This window comes from Nocardia sp. NPDC060259 (genome assembly GCF_042728775.1).
Classification (GTDB): domain Bacteria; phylum Actinomycetota; class Actinomycetes; order Mycobacteriales; family Mycobacteriaceae; genus Nocardia.
In genome coordinates this window covers 1-12871 of record NZ_JBHXAY010000149.1, presented here as the reverse complement: position 1 = coordinate 12871, position 12871 = coordinate 1, and the positions used below count along the sequence as shown (strand labels likewise).

The 12871-nt window shown below is 70.0% G+C and carries 16 protein-coding genes; 10 read left to right on the top strand and 6 right to left on the bottom strand.

All coding sequences use genetic code 11. From position 1 onward, the window contains the following. Nucleotides 1-143 precede the first annotated feature (143 nt). The 4 genes from prcA to dop form a co-directional block, all read right to left on the bottom strand. Nucleotides 144-911, bottom strand: a complete 768-nt coding sequence (gene prcA, locus ACFWF2_RS31680; RefSeq protein WP_379311168.1) for a proteasome subunit alpha — start codon at nucleotides 909-911, stop codon at nucleotides 144-146. Then, nucleotides 908-1684 carry a proteasome subunit beta gene (prcB, locus tag ACFWF2_RS31675; protein WP_379311167.1) on the bottom strand — a complete coding sequence of 259 codons (777 nt, stop codon included), beginning with the start codon at nucleotides 1682-1684 and terminating at the stop codon, nucleotides 908-910. Before prcB ends, prcA begins: the two co-directional genes overlap by 4 nt. A gap of 65 nt (nucleotides 1685-1749) precedes the next feature. After that, on the bottom strand, nucleotides 1750-1944 hold the full coding sequence (locus ACFWF2_RS31670; protein ID WP_019047503.1) for a ubiquitin-like protein Pup: 195 nt from the start codon (nucleotides 1942-1944) through the stop codon (nucleotides 1750-1752). A gap of 162 nt (nucleotides 1945-2106) precedes the next feature. Continuing rightward, on the bottom strand, nucleotides 2107-3606 hold the full coding sequence (gene dop, locus ACFWF2_RS31665) for a depupylase/deamidase Dop (RefSeq protein ID WP_189022959.1): 1500 nt from the start codon (nucleotides 3604-3606) through the stop codon (nucleotides 2107-2109). On the opposite strand from dop, the gene ACFWF2_RS31660 reads away from it, so the two are divergent. Both ACFWF2_RS31660 and ACFWF2_RS31655 read left to right on the top strand, forming a co-directional pair. Next, on the top strand, nucleotides 3605-3883 hold the full coding sequence (locus tag ACFWF2_RS31660) for a hypothetical protein (protein WP_379311166.1): 279 nt from the start codon (nucleotides 3605-3607) through the stop codon (nucleotides 3881-3883). The genes dop and ACFWF2_RS31660 overlap by 2 nt on opposite strands. A 94-nt stretch (nucleotides 3884-3977) precedes the next feature. Further along, entirely contained in the window at nucleotides 3978-5156 is a 1179-nt protein-coding gene (locus ACFWF2_RS31655; protein ID WP_379311165.1) for a DUF418 domain-containing protein, read from the top strand. Nucleotide 5157: 1 nt separating this feature from the next. Here ACFWF2_RS31655 and ACFWF2_RS31650 read toward each other — a convergent pair whose 3' ends face one another. Continuing rightward, nucleotides 5158-5889, bottom strand: a complete 732-nt coding sequence (locus tag ACFWF2_RS31650; RefSeq protein WP_379311164.1) for a TetR/AcrR family transcriptional regulator — start codon at nucleotides 5887-5889, stop codon at nucleotides 5158-5160. 110 nt (nucleotides 5890-5999) lie between these two features. Between ACFWF2_RS31650 and ACFWF2_RS31645 the strand changes: the two genes are divergently transcribed. From ACFWF2_RS31645 to ACFWF2_RS31625, 5 genes are all read left to right on the top strand, one after another. Next, a complete protein-coding gene (locus tag ACFWF2_RS31645; RefSeq protein WP_379311163.1) occupies nucleotides 6000-6890 on the top strand; it encodes a diiron oxygenase in 891 nt (296 codons plus the stop codon). Beyond that, nucleotides 6887-7831 (top strand): DUF4873 domain-containing protein, encoded by a 945-nt coding sequence (locus ACFWF2_RS31640; protein WP_379311162.1) that lies wholly within the window; start codon nucleotides 6887-6889, stop codon nucleotides 7829-7831. The genes ACFWF2_RS31645 and ACFWF2_RS31640 overlap by 4 nt, the downstream gene beginning before the upstream one ends. 32 nt (nucleotides 7832-7863) lie before the next feature. Then, nucleotides 7864-8163, top strand: a complete 300-nt coding sequence (locus ACFWF2_RS31635; RefSeq protein WP_379311161.1) for a DUF6412 domain-containing protein — start codon at nucleotides 7864-7866, stop codon at nucleotides 8161-8163. Nucleotides 8164-8257: 94 nt separating this feature from the next. Then, nucleotides 8258-9139, top strand: coding sequence for a membrane protein insertase YidC (gene yidC / locus ACFWF2_RS31630; protein ID WP_379311160.1), 882 nt, complete (start codon nucleotides 8258-8260; stop codon nucleotides 9137-9139). A 20-nt stretch (nucleotides 9140-9159) separates the two neighbouring features. Beyond that, nucleotides 9160-9693, top strand: coding sequence for an NUDIX domain-containing protein (locus ACFWF2_RS31625; protein ID WP_379311159.1), 534 nt, complete (start codon nucleotides 9160-9162; stop codon nucleotides 9691-9693). A 10-nt stretch (nucleotides 9694-9703) separates the two neighbouring features. Here ACFWF2_RS31625 and ACFWF2_RS31620 read toward each other — a convergent pair whose 3' ends face one another. Beyond that, complete coding sequence (locus ACFWF2_RS31620; RefSeq protein ID WP_379311157.1) at nucleotides 9704-10060, bottom strand: arsenate reductase family protein; 357 nt, start codon at nucleotides 10058-10060, stop codon at nucleotides 9704-9706. A 68-nt stretch (nucleotides 10061-10128) separates the two neighbouring features. Between ACFWF2_RS31620 and ACFWF2_RS31615 the strand changes: the two genes are divergently transcribed. From ACFWF2_RS31615 to ACFWF2_RS31605, 3 genes are all read left to right on the top strand, one after another. Then, nucleotides 10129-10632, top strand: coding sequence for a nitroreductase/quinone reductase family protein (locus ACFWF2_RS31615; RefSeq protein WP_379311155.1), 504 nt, complete (start codon nucleotides 10129-10131; stop codon nucleotides 10630-10632). Nucleotides 10633-10921: 289 nt separating this feature from the next. Next, nucleotides 10922-12040, top strand: coding sequence for a methyltransferase (locus ACFWF2_RS31610; RefSeq protein ID WP_379311153.1), 1119 nt, complete (start codon nucleotides 10922-10924; stop codon nucleotides 12038-12040). 106 nt (nucleotides 12041-12146) lie between these two features. Then, entirely contained in the window at nucleotides 12147-12839 is a 693-nt protein-coding gene (locus ACFWF2_RS31605; protein WP_379311152.1) for a peptidylprolyl isomerase, read from the top strand. Nucleotides 12840-12871 lie beyond the last annotated feature (32 nt).

The window sequence follows — 12871 nt, the reverse complement described above, 5'->3', positions numbered from 1 at the left end:
CAGTGCACTCGCGGCGCTGCGTTCAACCGATCTGAATTAGTGGTCAATACGATTCGGACATTGCACTACAGGGCGGGCATTAAGTGAACTGGCCCGCGTACTGGATCGGTCCGCGGGCCGTTTCATGATCGTGACGGCGGGGTCTACTCCCCCGCGCCGTCCTCGGGCTCGGGCAGCTTCGCCTCTTTGACGGCTTTCGCCTTCGGCGTCCCGAGCGCCTTCTCCAGGGCGGGACCCTGCAACCGCCGGAACGCCCGCCGCGGCCGGGACTGCTCGAGTGTGGCCACCTCGAGGGAGGCCTCACCGAGCGCGCGTTTGTCCTTGTCGGCCTCGGGCTGACCGGCCTGCAGTGCCCCGATCGCCACCTTCAGCGCGTCGTCCAGGGACAGACCCGGCTTGTAGGCGGCCTTGAGCGCGGTCACGATCGGCTCGGTGGTGCCGCCCATGACGACGTACTCGCGTTCGTCGACGATGGACCCGTCGAAGGTGATCCGGTACAGCACCGAGGTCGGTGCCTGCTCCGGATAGCCCACTTCGGCGACGCACAGCTCCACCTCGTAGGGCTTGAGCTGATCGGTGAAGATCGAGCCGAGGCTCTGGGCGTACAGGTTGGCCAGCCCACGACCGGTGACATCGCGCCGGTCGTACTGGTAGCCCTTGAGGTCGGCCTGCAGGATGCCACCGCGGCGCAGGGCCTCGAACTCGTTGTACTTGCCGACCGCGGCGAAACCGATGCGGTCGTAGAGTTCGCTGACCTTGTGCAGCGTCGCCGAGGGATTCTCGGCGACGAACAGCACGCCCTTGTCGTACACCAGCACCACCACGCTGCGACCGCGACCGATGCCCTTACGGGCGAGCTCGGTCTTGTCGCGCATGATCTGCTCGGCCGAGGCGTAATACGGCAGCGTCATCGGACGGCGCCCCCTTCTTCCGCGGCTTCCCGATCGGCGATCACAGCCCTGGCCACCTCGGCGAGCAGATCCTCGCCGACCTCGGCCGCACCGTCGGCGTCGATCACCACTGCCGTGGGGTAGATCCCGCGCAACAGGTCGGGACCACCGGTGGCGGTGTCGTCGTCGGCGGCGTCGAACAGCGATTCCACCGCGATCCGCAGCGCCCGGTCCTGATCGATGCCGCGCCGGTAGAGCTTCTTCAGCGACGACTTCGCGAACCCGGAACCCGAACCGACCGCGGTGTAGCCGAACCGCTCCTCGCTGCGCCCGCCGACCACGTCGTAGGACACGATCCGGCCGGAGCGGTCCTCGTCGGTGGCCTGATCGTCGTAGCCGACCAGGATCGGCACGACCGCCAGGCCCTGCATGGCGGCAGGCAGGTTGTCGCGGACCATCTTCGACAGCTTGTTGGCTTTACCGTCGAAGGTCAGTGGCACGCCTTCGATCTTTTCGTAGTACTCGAGCTCCACCGCGAACAGCCGGATCATCTCGATCGCGATGCCCGCGGTGCCCGCGATGCCTGCCGCCGAGAAGGTGTCGGTGATGTAGACCTTCTCGGTGTCGCGGCTGGCGAGCAGGTTGCCCATGGTGGCCCTGCGGTCGCCCGCGATCAGCACGCCACCGCGGTAGGTGACCGCGACGATGGTGGTGCCGTGTGGCGCCAGATCCTTCGCCGCGGTCAGGTCCGAGGCCGCGAACCTGTTGCCGGGCAACAGGTCGGGAGCGTGCATTCGCAGATGTTCGGTGAACGAGGAGAGAGCCTGCCCCGCATGGAGGCGCAACGGATCACCTGAGGTCACTGGCCGCCCTTCTGCACATATGCCCGCACGAAGTCCTCGGCGTTCTCCTCGAGCACGTCATCGATCTCGTCGAGCAGGTCGTCGGTCTCCTCCGCGAGCTTTTCGCGGCGCTCCTGACCCGCCGCGTCGACACCCTCGGGACCCTCGTCCTCGTCGCCACCCCCGGCGCGCTTGGTCTGCTCTTGTGCCATGGCAGCCGACCTCCTCTTTCCTCATCATGACCGCGACCTTTCGGATGAGCACGGTCGACGATCATGAGCAATGTTCGTGCTCGTCCTACAACCCTACCGAGCGGATCCGACAAGGTGGTCTATTAGCGATCGGATTGTCGCCCTGTCGTGCCGGAAAAGCCCTCAGTGGGTGAGCTGGTCGACGAGTTCGGCCGCCGACTGCGCGGCATCGAGCAGCTTGCCGACGTGCGCCTTCGTCCCGCGCCGCGGCTCCAGCGTCGGGATCCGCACCAGCGAATCACCGCCGAGATCGAAGATCACCGAATCCCAACTGGCTGCGGCGATATCGGCGCCGAACCGGCGCAGGCACTCGCCACGGAAGTACGCGCGGGTGTCGGTCGGCGGCTTGGTCATCGCGTCGAGCACATCCTGTTCGCTGACGAGCCGCTTCATCGAGCCGCGCGCCACCAGGCGGTTGTAGAGGCCTTTGTCCAGGCGCACATCGGAATACTGCAGGTCCATCAGGTGTAGCTTCGGCGCGGCCCACCCTAGGCCCTCACGGCTGCGCATGCCCTCGAGCAGGCGCAGTTTGGCAGGCCAGTCGAGCAGGTTCGCGCATTCCATCGGGTCGCGCTCGAGCAGGTCGAGCACCATGGCCCAGTTGTCGACGATGTCGCGTACGCGCGGGTCGTCGTTGCCTTCGCGGTCGATGAACTTGGCGACGCGCTCGTGGTAGAGCCGTTGCAGCGCAAGGCCGGTCAGCTCGCGGCCGTCGGCCAGCGCCACGGTGGCGCGCAGCGACGGATCGTGGCTGATCTGGTGCACGGCGGTGACCGGACGTGCCAGCTGGAACTCCGAGAGGTCCTCGCCCGCCTCGATCAGGTCCAGCACCAGCGCGGTGGTACCGACCTTGAGGTAGGTCGACATCTCGGCGAGGTTGGCGTCGCCGATGATCACGTGCAGGCGCCGGTACTTGTCGGCGTCGGCGTGCGGCTCGTCGCGGGTGTTGATGATGCCCCGTTTGAGCGTGGTCTCCAGGCCGACCTCGACCTCGATGTAGTCGGCGCGCTGGGACAGCTGGAAGCCCGCGTGGTCACCGGACTGGCCGATGCCGACCCGACCGGACCCGCAGATCACCTGGCGGGAGACGAAGAACGGCGTCAGGCCCGCGATGATGTGGCTGAACGGGGTGTCGCGGTTCATCAGATAGTTCTCGTGGGTGCCGTAGGAGGCGCCCTTGCCGTCGACGTTGTTCTTGTAGAGCTGCAGGCGCGGCGCGCCGGGGACGCTGGAGGCGTGCCGGGCGGCGGCCTCCATCACGCGCTCGCCCGCCTTGTCCCAGATGACCGCGTCGAGCGGGTCGACGACCTCCGGCGCGGAGTACTCCGGGTGGGCGTGGTCGACGTAGAGCCGGGCGCCGTTGGTGAGGATCATGTTCGCCGCGCCGACCTCGTCGGCGTCGATCACGGGCGCGGGCCCACTCATCCGGCTCAGATCGAAACCACGCGCGTCACGCAGCGGGGATTCCACCTCGTAGTCCCACCGGGTCCGCTTGGCCCGCGGCACCCCTTCGGCGGCCGCGTAGGCGAGCACGGCCTGGGTGGAGGTGAGGATCGGGTTGGCCGTCGGCTCCGTGGGGGTCGAGATGCCGTACTCGACCTCGATTCCGATGATGCGCTGCATGCTGTCGAGCCTAGGCGACGCGCCCGACACGCACCGGCATCTCGGCCCAGCGGGCTCTGTGGGCCCCGGCTCAGGCCCGCGGGCGCAGACCGGCCAGCAGCTGCGCGATGTCGCCCGCGGCCTGATCAGGCCGCATGTCGAGCTCCTGGTCCGCGGCCTCGGCGCCCGCGCCGTCGTGCTGCCGCGCGGCGGTCACCTCGGCGCGTACGCCGACGACCACATCGACCTGCCGGAGGCGGTCACTCTGGTGGAAGAGGTTCTGGCACACCGCGGCTGAGTGCCGTCCACACCCCGAGGTCCCCCTCCAGGAGGACCTCGGGGTGGTCCTCGCGGGCGATCCGATCGGCGGGCGCGGTCGCGATACTCGGACCATGAGCGAATCCGTCCAACAGCTCGCCACCGACGTCCCGAACCGGCCCGGCCGGCTGATCGCGCTCGATGTCCTGCGTGGCATCGCGATCCTGGGTACCCTCGGCACCAACATCTGGATCTTCACCGACCCGGAAGGGCTCGTCGGGTACGTCGATGGGCTCGGGGCGGCGGCGGAGACCGGCTGGATGTGGTCGGAGCGGGTGTTGCAGCAGCTGGCCCAGGGCAAGTTCCTCGGCCTGCTGACGGTGATGTTCGGCATCGGGCTGGCCATCCAGCAGTCCTCGGCGCAGCGCGCGGGTCGCCGCTGGCCGGGCAAGTACCCGTGGCGGGCCGCGCTGCTGTTCCTCGACGGCTTGCTGAACTTCCTGCTGGTGGCCGAGTTCGATGTGCTGATGGGCTACGCGGTCACCGGGCTCGTCGTCGCCTATCTCCTCGCGACCAGCGAACGGGCCCAACGCCGCTGGCTGATCACCGCGGCCTCCATCCACGTGACGATGCTGACGCTGATCGCCGCCGCCCTCGCCTTCGCGCCCGCCCAGGAGTCGGCCACCTCGGAACCGCTCGACCCGAATCCCTACGCGGACGGCTCCTTCTGGGATCTGGTGCTGTTCCGGCTCGATCACGCGCTCGAATTCCGGCTGGAAGCGATCTTCGTGTTCCCGATGTCGGTGGCGCTGTTCCTCGTCGGCGCGCGACTGTACCGGGCGGGTGTGTTCCGGCCGGAAGGCACGCGAATCCGCCGGTGGCTCATGGTGATCGGCTTCGCGGTCGCGGCACCGCTGGATTTCACGATCGGCGTCTTCGGCGGCGGCGATCTGGTGCTGTTCACCCGCTACGGCATCGCGCCGTTCGTGGCACTCGGCATCCTGGCGGCGGTCGCGGAGTTCTACCTGCGCAGGCCGCGGGCCGGATTCGCGGGAACACGCCTGAGCGAGGTCGGCAAGACCGCGCTCAGCTGCTACATCCTGCAGAACCTGCTGGCCGGAATCCTCTGCTACGGCTGGGGTTTCGGGCTGGCGGCGCGGGTGCCGGAAACCGCGCTGGTCCCGTTCACGATCGGGATCTATATCCTCGTCGTCGTGCTCATCACGGCCTTCGCCCACCTGTGGCTGCGCCGGTTCGAGCGCGGACCGGTGGAGTGGCTGTGGCACCGCAGCTATCAGCTGCTGGCCGGCTGAGTCAGCGCAGCCGCTCCGCGGGCGGCGGGGCGGCGTCGGGCGCGACGAGCAGGTCGGCGACGAGCGAATCCCGTTCGAGCGGAACACCGAGACTGCGGGCATTGCCCTCGAACAGCGACAGCACCGATTCGGTCAGGATGCCCTGCACCTGGTCGGTGGTGAGCACCGGTTCCGGATCGGCCCGCCAGCTGGCGACCACGCCGTCGACGAGCCCGACCATGCCGAAGGCCATCGGCCTGGCCCGCGCGGGGTCGATACCGAAGCGGGCCAGGCTCGCGGCGAACATGTCGGCCAGCTGCCCGCCCACCTCGCGTCCGGCCCCGGCCAGGGTGGCGGTGCCGGTGCCCTCGGGTGCGGCGTCACCGAGGAAGCGATGCAGATTGGGGTGGAGTTCGATCCAGCCGAGATAGGTGCCGATGGCGCCGCGCACCGCGTCCTTGAGCGTCCCGTCGGGCTGCAGCGCGGGCAGCAACTCCGCGAGCAGCAGCTCCAGGATCCGCTTGCGGGCCAGGGCGTCGAGTTCGGCGCGACCACCGACGTGCCGGTACACCACGGGCCGCGGCAGCGCGAGATGCTCGGCGATCAGCTGCACCGAGATCTCGAGCCCGTGCTCCTCGATCACCTCGATCGCGGCGTCGATCATCTCCGCGCGGCGGCGCGCCTTGTGACCGTGCCAGCGGGTGGCGCGGCCGTCGCCGATGGGCTGCTCGGCCTGGGCGGATGGTGCAGTCACAGTGCCAACGATACGCGTGTCCGATATTGACCGTGACATGGCGTTCCACTAACCTTGGTGATACACCATGTAACAGTTAATGCGGCACTGCTGCCGAGAGTGAGCCCGCGATGCGCCACGCTACCTCCCCGCGCGATTCCTTCGCCCAGCGCCTGCTGATCGGCTCGGTCCGAAAATCCTACGATCCGGTGGTCGACATCGACTGGGCCGAGCCGCTCGATCCGGACAAGCTGTTCCTGCCCGCCCGTGTGGTCTCGCTCTGCGGCACCGCGCTGTGGGACGCGATGTCGGCCGCGGACAGGCGCGAGCTGTCCCGGCAGGAGCTGGCCAACATGCTCTCGGTCGGCATCTGGTTCGAGAACCTGCTCGAGCGCCTCCTGCTGCGGGAACTGCTCGCCGGCGACCCCACCTCGGCGACCGCCCACTACACGCTCACCGAGATGGCCGACGAGTGCAGGCACATGATGATGTTCGGCAAGCTCATCGAACGCATCGAAGCGCGTCCGTATTGGCCGCGCCCGGCCGCGCGGCTGGCGATCACCGCCCTGCCCACCCTCCTGCGCGGCAGCATGGTGTGGGTGGCCGCGCTGGTGGGCGAGGAGATCTTCGACGCGCTGCAACGCCGGGTGCTCGACGATCCGGATCTGCAGCCGATCGTGGCGCGCACCATGCGCATCCACGTCACCGAGGAGGCGCGGCACATCGGTTTCGCCAGGGACGCGCTGGCGCGCCGGGTGCCGACGATGTCGCGCGGCGAGCGGATCTACGCCCGGCTGTGTGTGGCGGTCGCCGGACCGCTGTTCGTCTCGCTGGTCCTCAATCGGCACATGTACGTGCGTGCCGGGCTCGACGGCCGCCGGGCGCACAGCATCGCGTTGCGCAATCCCGTCGCCCGGGAGGCCAGAGCCGTCGGGGCGGCCGATCTCGCGGCTTTCCTCGGTGCGCACGGCCTGATCGGGCCGCTGGGTCGCCGGTGGTGGCGGGCGGTGGGTCTGCTGTGACCGTCGCGATCATCGGTGCCGACGCCGCGCCGCTCGCACGAGCATTGCGGGCGGCGCGGATCGTCGACGTCGTCGTCTACGAACCCACCGCGGCGCCGCCACCACCGAAGCAGCCATGGGCTCGACGGCGCACCGATCCGCCGTCACCCCGGCACCGGATCGATGTCCTCGGTCTCGATTTCGACGAGCAGGCCGACCAGTGGCTGATCCGGCTCTCCGGTGACAAGGGGGCCACCGCCGATGTCGTCGTCCTCACCGCGGACACGGTCGACGCGTCGCTGCCCACCGGACGCGGCCGCCCGACCCGGCCGCTCCCCGTCACCGGCCGCGACGGCCGCACCCTGGACGCCGCGTGGGCGGGCGGGCCGATCACCTTCCGCGGCATCGCCGTCCACGGCTTTCCCAACCTGTTCCTCCTCGACGGCCCCGATCCCCTTGCCCCGCTTCGGCATTCCCACCGGCAGACCCAGATCGACCACATCACCACCTGGATCAGCTCGCTGCGCGGGCAATCCGGCACCCGCATCGAGGTCAGGGCGAGCACCCAGCACGAGTACCACCGCAGGCTCGCGCTGCACCGCGACGGCAGTCGCCCGCGACGACTCGGCGGGCCGAAACCGCACCACTTCGACATCACCGTCGCCGCCGACCGGCACCCCGCCCACGACTATCAGGGCCCGGCCCTGCTCGACCTGCCCGGCGCGGAGTATCCGGTCATCGCGACCCTCGCCGGGCACACCGATCCGATCGACGGCCGCTACCACTGGTACGGACGCCTCGACCCGATCGACGGCTCGCTCCCGGAGCCGACCCGGGTGACGGCCCTGCTCGCGCTGCCCGGCCACGCCCCGACACCGGCCCGCCTCACCGAGCGCGACCCGTGGGGCAATCTTCGGATCACCGGCACCGGCGTGCCGCCCTACCCGCTCGAACAGTTCTGAGGCACTCGCCGACGGCCGGTATGCTCGACGGCATGCACTCACGGGCAGTGATCTTGGCGTACGCGGTGCTCGCGTGCGTGCTGCCTGCCTTCGTGCTCCTGTCCACGCCGGGTACCGACACCGCGCGCATGCTCGCGTTCGGCGCGGTCGCCGCGGCCATGGTGTGCGCGCTGGTCGCGATCACCGGCCACCGGCGGATTCCGGTGCGGGTCGCCGTCGCGGGCCCACCGGGATCGGCGCAGCGCCGGTTGCGCGGTTCCTTTCTGCCACAGAGCAATCCGGATTCCGCGGGCCGTCCGCGGCCACGAGCACCGGGGATCGATCACCGCTGACGGGCGCAGCGCTGTCCGCGCCGCCTGTCGGATTCCGTGATCCCACTCCCCTTCTCGTGCGTTCACGCACGCCCTCCGGACAGGTCGTTCCGTCATGCTCGATGTCGTGTACTTTCCGGTGTCCGCCGCCCTGTGGTGCTGGCACCGGCTCTTCGCCCTCCCCTTCGGACCCGACGACGGGCTCGCCTGGCTACTCGCCGTCGCGGCGCTCGTGATCACGGTCCGTGCCCTGCTGGTCGTTCCCGCACTGCGCCAAGCCCGTTCCCAGGCCGTCCTGCGTTCCCTGCAACCCCGGATGGACAAGATCCGCACGAAGCATCCCGACGATCAGCGCAAGCAAGCCGAGGAGATCCGGGCGCTGCACCGCGAACACGGGGTCCGGCTCTTCGGCGGGCTCGTCCCGATGATCGTGCAGGGCTTGGTATTCCTCGGCCTGTTCCACGTGCTGCGTTCGTTCGACCGGACCGGCGCCTTCGCGGTCGGCCCGTTCGCCTCGACCGGGACGCCGATGTCTGTCGAGGCCAACAGCGCGACACCGAACTACCTGCTCGGTATCTCCGAGGTCCGGGCTTTCCTCGATGCCCGGGTGTTCGGCGCACCGCTGTCGGCGACCATGACCGGGGCCGGTGATCTGTTCGTCTCCGTGGCCGCGCTAGCCGTCCCGCTGGTGCTGATCACCGCGCTCGCCACGCATCTCACCGCCCGGCTCACCCCACCCGCGCAGGACGGAACGGCTGCGTTGCTGCGCCGGTTGTCACTGTGGGTGTTTCCGGCGGGCGCGCTGGTCAGCGGCGCGATCCTGCCGGTCGCGGTGCTCGTCTACTTCGCCACCAATGCGGCGTGGACGTGCGGCCAGCAGTATCTGATCCGGCGCAAGCTCGATGCGGAGGCGGCAACCGTGGCGGCGAAGTCTGCGGCGCGAGCCCGTGCCGCCGCACCGCGTCCGGGGGTGAAGCCGCAGCGACAGCCCCGGTGAGCCGGGGTTACCCTCGGGCGGTGTCTGTGAACCCGGAGTCGGAACTGCTCGCCGTCTACGACGCCGCGGGCCAGGTGATCGGCGAGGCAGATCGAGGCACCGTCTATCGCGAGGGGCTGTGGCACGGCAGCGCCGGAGTGCTGGTGCGGTCCGGGGACGGCAGCCGGATCTACGTGCATCGGCGCACCGACAGCAAACTCGTCTTCGCCGGTCTGCACGACTGCCTGGCAGGCGGGGTCGTCGACGCGGGCGAGGATCCCGCCGACACCGCGGCCCGCGAACTGTACGAGGAACTCGGCATCACACTGCCCACGGGCACCGCACCGGCCTTGCGCGCCGCCGCGTCATGGGACGGCGTCTGGGCGGGAAGACCGCTGCGCTGCCACCTGTTCGGCTACGAGGTCCGCTACGACGGCCCGATCCGCCACCAGCCGTCCGAGATCGCGGACGGCTGGTGGTGGCGCGATGCCGAACTGCGTGCGCACCTGCGGGATCCGGCATGGCCCTTCGTCCCCGACACGCGCGTCATCCTGGACGACCTGCTCACCGACTGACTTCGCGGGCTCAGTCGAGCGAGCGCAGGGATTCCTCGTCCCGGGCCACGACCGCGCCGCCGTCGGCGGTGAGCACGATGGGACGCTGGATGAGCTTCGGATGCTCGGCCAGCGCGGCCAGCCACCGGTCGACATCGGCGTCGGTACGACCCCAGCTCGCCATGTCCAGGTCCTTGGCGATCTGCTCGCCGGTGCGGGTGATATCCCACGGTTGCGCGCCCAGCCGGGCCAGCACCGCCCGCAGTTCGTCGGCCGTCGGCGGGTCGTCGAGGTAGCGCCGCACCGTGTACTCGACCCCGGCCGCATCCAGGTGCGCGGTGGCATTGCGACTCTTCGTGCAGCGGGGGTTGTGCCAGATCTCGGTCATACTCGCAGCGTAATAGCAGGGTGAGAGCACCGAATGCGGGTGCGGGCGCACCGGACGATACTGGGACCATGACCGACACCGCGCCCTCCGAAAACCCGTACGGCACACCGACAACCACCGGACCCGAGCCGATCCGGTCCTACCAAGCCAAGGTCAACACCGTCGTCCGCAGCCTGCTGAAGGTCCCGGTGCTGGGGGGTATCGTCGGCAAGCGCCTGGCCACCCTGCACGTCACCGGCCGCAAATCCGGCAAGGTCTACGACGTCCCGGTGGCCTACACCGTCCACGACGGCACGCTGCTGATCGGCACGTCCCTGCGCCCGTGGGTGAACAACCTGCAGGGCGGCGCGGAGGTGCGTGTCTCCCGCGGCCGTGCACCCGAAACCTGCACCGCCACCGTGCATTCCGACGAGCGCAGCGTACTCGACCTGTACACGGTCATCGCTCGCGACAACAAGCAGAACGCCAAGTTCAACGGCATCGGCTACACCGCCGACGGCGAGCCGTCCAAGGCCGACATCTACCAGACCTGGCAGCAGGGCGGCGTGGTCGTACAGCTGACCCCACGCTGAACCGCTGGTGACCGACGGCCCACCGGGAGTTCCGATGGGCCGTCGTGCGCTGGGTTACAGCACGGCAGGGCTCTGCCGAGGACGCGGCCCCGCCCGATGACGTCGGTCACCGATGCGGCAGACTGGACGGTTCCTCCCCTCGAAAGGCAGCAGTGGTGACGCTCGGCATGGTCCTCGGCGACGCAGGCTCGCGCATTTCGACGCGCTAGCGAAGAGGCTTTCCCTCCCGCACCCCCGGCGTCGAAGTGCTCGTCGTGTCACCAGCACCGCCGACTACCGGGAGACACCCGTGTCCACCATCGACTGGACCGAAGACCATATCCATCACACCGCGCGCTGGCATTCGGAGAACGGCGCGCCCGCACCGGCCGCCGTCTCGGTCGCCGACGACCGGCTCTCCGCCGACCAGGCCTACCGCCGGATCCGGGCGGGACAATCCCTGCTCTGGCAGGGCGATTTCCACAACGGCCGCCAGCTCCTGCAGGCGCTGGGCCGGCGCGCCGATCGCATGGCCACCGCACCTTCCGGCGGCGAGCTGAGTGAGCGCTACGACCACGAGCGGGCCAGGAAACGCAGTCGCGCAGGCATTCTCGGCGGGCTGCTGGTTCAGCTCGACGACACCAACGAACTCGACCTGCGGCGCGCGCCCGACGTCAAGGCGGCCTGCACCGCCGCCTACGGCCCGGCGAGCGCGGGCCGGGTCGTCACCTTCCCGGAATTGCTCGGTGTCCTGAGCGCGTATCGCTGGCAGCAGCAGGGCGTCGAGGTGCCTGCGCTCGGCGCGCGGATCTACCCCGGCTACGGCGTCTTCTCCCCCACCCGCAGCGAATACGTGGATCTGGTCGCGGACGCGCCGCTGGATCCCGAGGTGCGCACCGCCTTCGATCTCGGCACCGGCACCGGCGTGCTCGCCGCGCTGCTCGCCCAGCGCGGCGTCTCCCGGATCACCGCCACCGACATCAACGCGCGTGCGGTGCGCTGCGCGACCGACAATCTGACCCGCCTCGGTTACGCCGACCGGATCACCGTCACCGGCCCCACGCTGTACCCGGACGGGCGCGCCGATCTCGTCGTCTGCAATCCGCCCTGGCTGCCCGGCACGCCGACCTCCGACCTGGAACGTGGTGTCTACGACCAGGATCAGTCGATGCTCACCGATTTCGCGCGCGGCCTGCGCGCGCACCTCACGCCCCGTGGCGAGGGCTGGCTGGTGCTCTCCGACCTTGCCGAACTGCTCGGACTGCGCCCCGCCGATCACCTCCCGCGCCTGCTCGACGCCGCCGGACTGCACGTCATGGCCCGGCTCACCACGCGCCCGCGCCATCCGCGCGCCGCCGACCGTGACGATCCACTGGCCGCGGCCCGCACCGCGGAAACGACCTCGCTGTGGCGGCTGCGGGCGCGCTAGCCGCGGACGGCGAGTTCCCGCGGTCACTCCCCGCGCGGCGGCCGCGACTGGCAGGATGCGCGGTACATCGTCCGGCAGCACCCCAGTTCGAGGAGACACCGTCCAGGTGAGCAGTCATTCGCAGGACCGTTCCATCGCCGGCGCCGCCCGGCGCGCCGCACTCGGCCTCGGCGCCGTCGTGGCCGCGCTGGTGGCGATCGCCCCCGCCGCGCAGGCCGTGCCCGCCCACCAGGCGGTCGTTCCCGGCTGCGCCCCGGCCGCCGCGGGCGCGCCCAACGGCAAGCAGTGGCCCACCGAGCCCGCCCTCACCATCAACCCCGCCGCGGCCTACACCGCGACGCTCGACACCACCTGCGGCACCATCTCGATCGAGCTCGCCGCCGCCGCGGCGCCGCGCACGGTGAATTCGTTCGCCTTCCTGGCCGGCGAGGGATACTTCGATCACACCCGCTGTCACCGGCTCACCACCCAGGGCATCTACGTGCTGCAGTGCGGCGATCCCACCGCGACCGGCATGGGCGGCCCCGGCTACAAGTTCGGCGACGAGAACCTCGCCGGCGCGGTCTACCCGGCGGGCACGGTGGCCATGGCCAACGCGGGCCCCGGCACCAACGGCAGCCAGTTCTTCCTGGTCTACCGCGACACCCAACTGCCCCCGAACTACACCCCGTTCGGCCGGATCACCGAGGGCATGGACGCGCTCACCACCATCGCGAACGCCGGCGTCGCCGGTGGCGGAGGCGACGGCACCCCGGTGGCCGACGTGGTGTTCAACGCGGTGACCACCGCACAGGGCTGAGCAACGGCCGAGGGCCGCGTCTCCCGGCTGGG

Coding starts and splice junctions, on each gene's coding strand:
- ACFWF2_RS31655 (WP_379311165.1), top strand. CDS start 3,978: ATGAGCGAATCCGTCCAACAGCTCGCCACCGACGTCCCGAACCGGCCC.
- ACFWF2_RS31635 (WP_379311161.1), top strand. CDS start 7,864: ATGCACTCACGGGCAGTGATCTTGGCGTACGCGGTGCTCGCGTGCGTG.
- dop (WP_189022959.1), bottom strand. CDS start 3,606: ATGCAGCGCATCATCGGAATCGAGGTCGAGTACGGCATCTCGACCCCC.
- prcB (WP_379311167.1), bottom strand. CDS start 1,684: ATGCACGCTCCCGACCTGTTGCCCGGCAACAGGTTCGCGGCCTCGGAC.
- ACFWF2_RS31620 (WP_379311157.1), bottom strand. CDS start 10,060: ATGACCGAGATCTGGCACAACCCCCGCTGCACGAAGAGTCGCAATGCC.
- yidC (WP_379311160.1), top strand. CDS start 8,258: ATGCTCGATGTCGTGTACTTTCCGGTGTCCGCCGCCCTGTGGTGCTGG.
- ACFWF2_RS31670 (WP_019047503.1), bottom strand. CDS start 1,944: ATGGCACAAGAGCAGACCAAGCGCGCCGGGGGTGGCGACGAGGACGAG.
- ACFWF2_RS31645 (WP_379311163.1), top strand. CDS start 6,000: ATGCGCCACGCTACCTCCCCGCGCGATTCCTTCGCCCAGCGCCTGCTG.
- ACFWF2_RS31660 (WP_379311166.1), top strand. CDS start 3,605: ATGCTGTCGAGCCTAGGCGACGCGCCCGACACGCACCGGCATCTCGGC.
- ACFWF2_RS31615 (WP_379311155.1), top strand. CDS start 10,129: ATGACCGACACCGCGCCCTCCGAAAACCCGTACGGCACACCGACAACC.
- prcA (WP_379311168.1), bottom strand. CDS start 911: ATGACGCTGCCGTATTACGCCTCGGCCGAGCAGATCATGCGCGACAAG.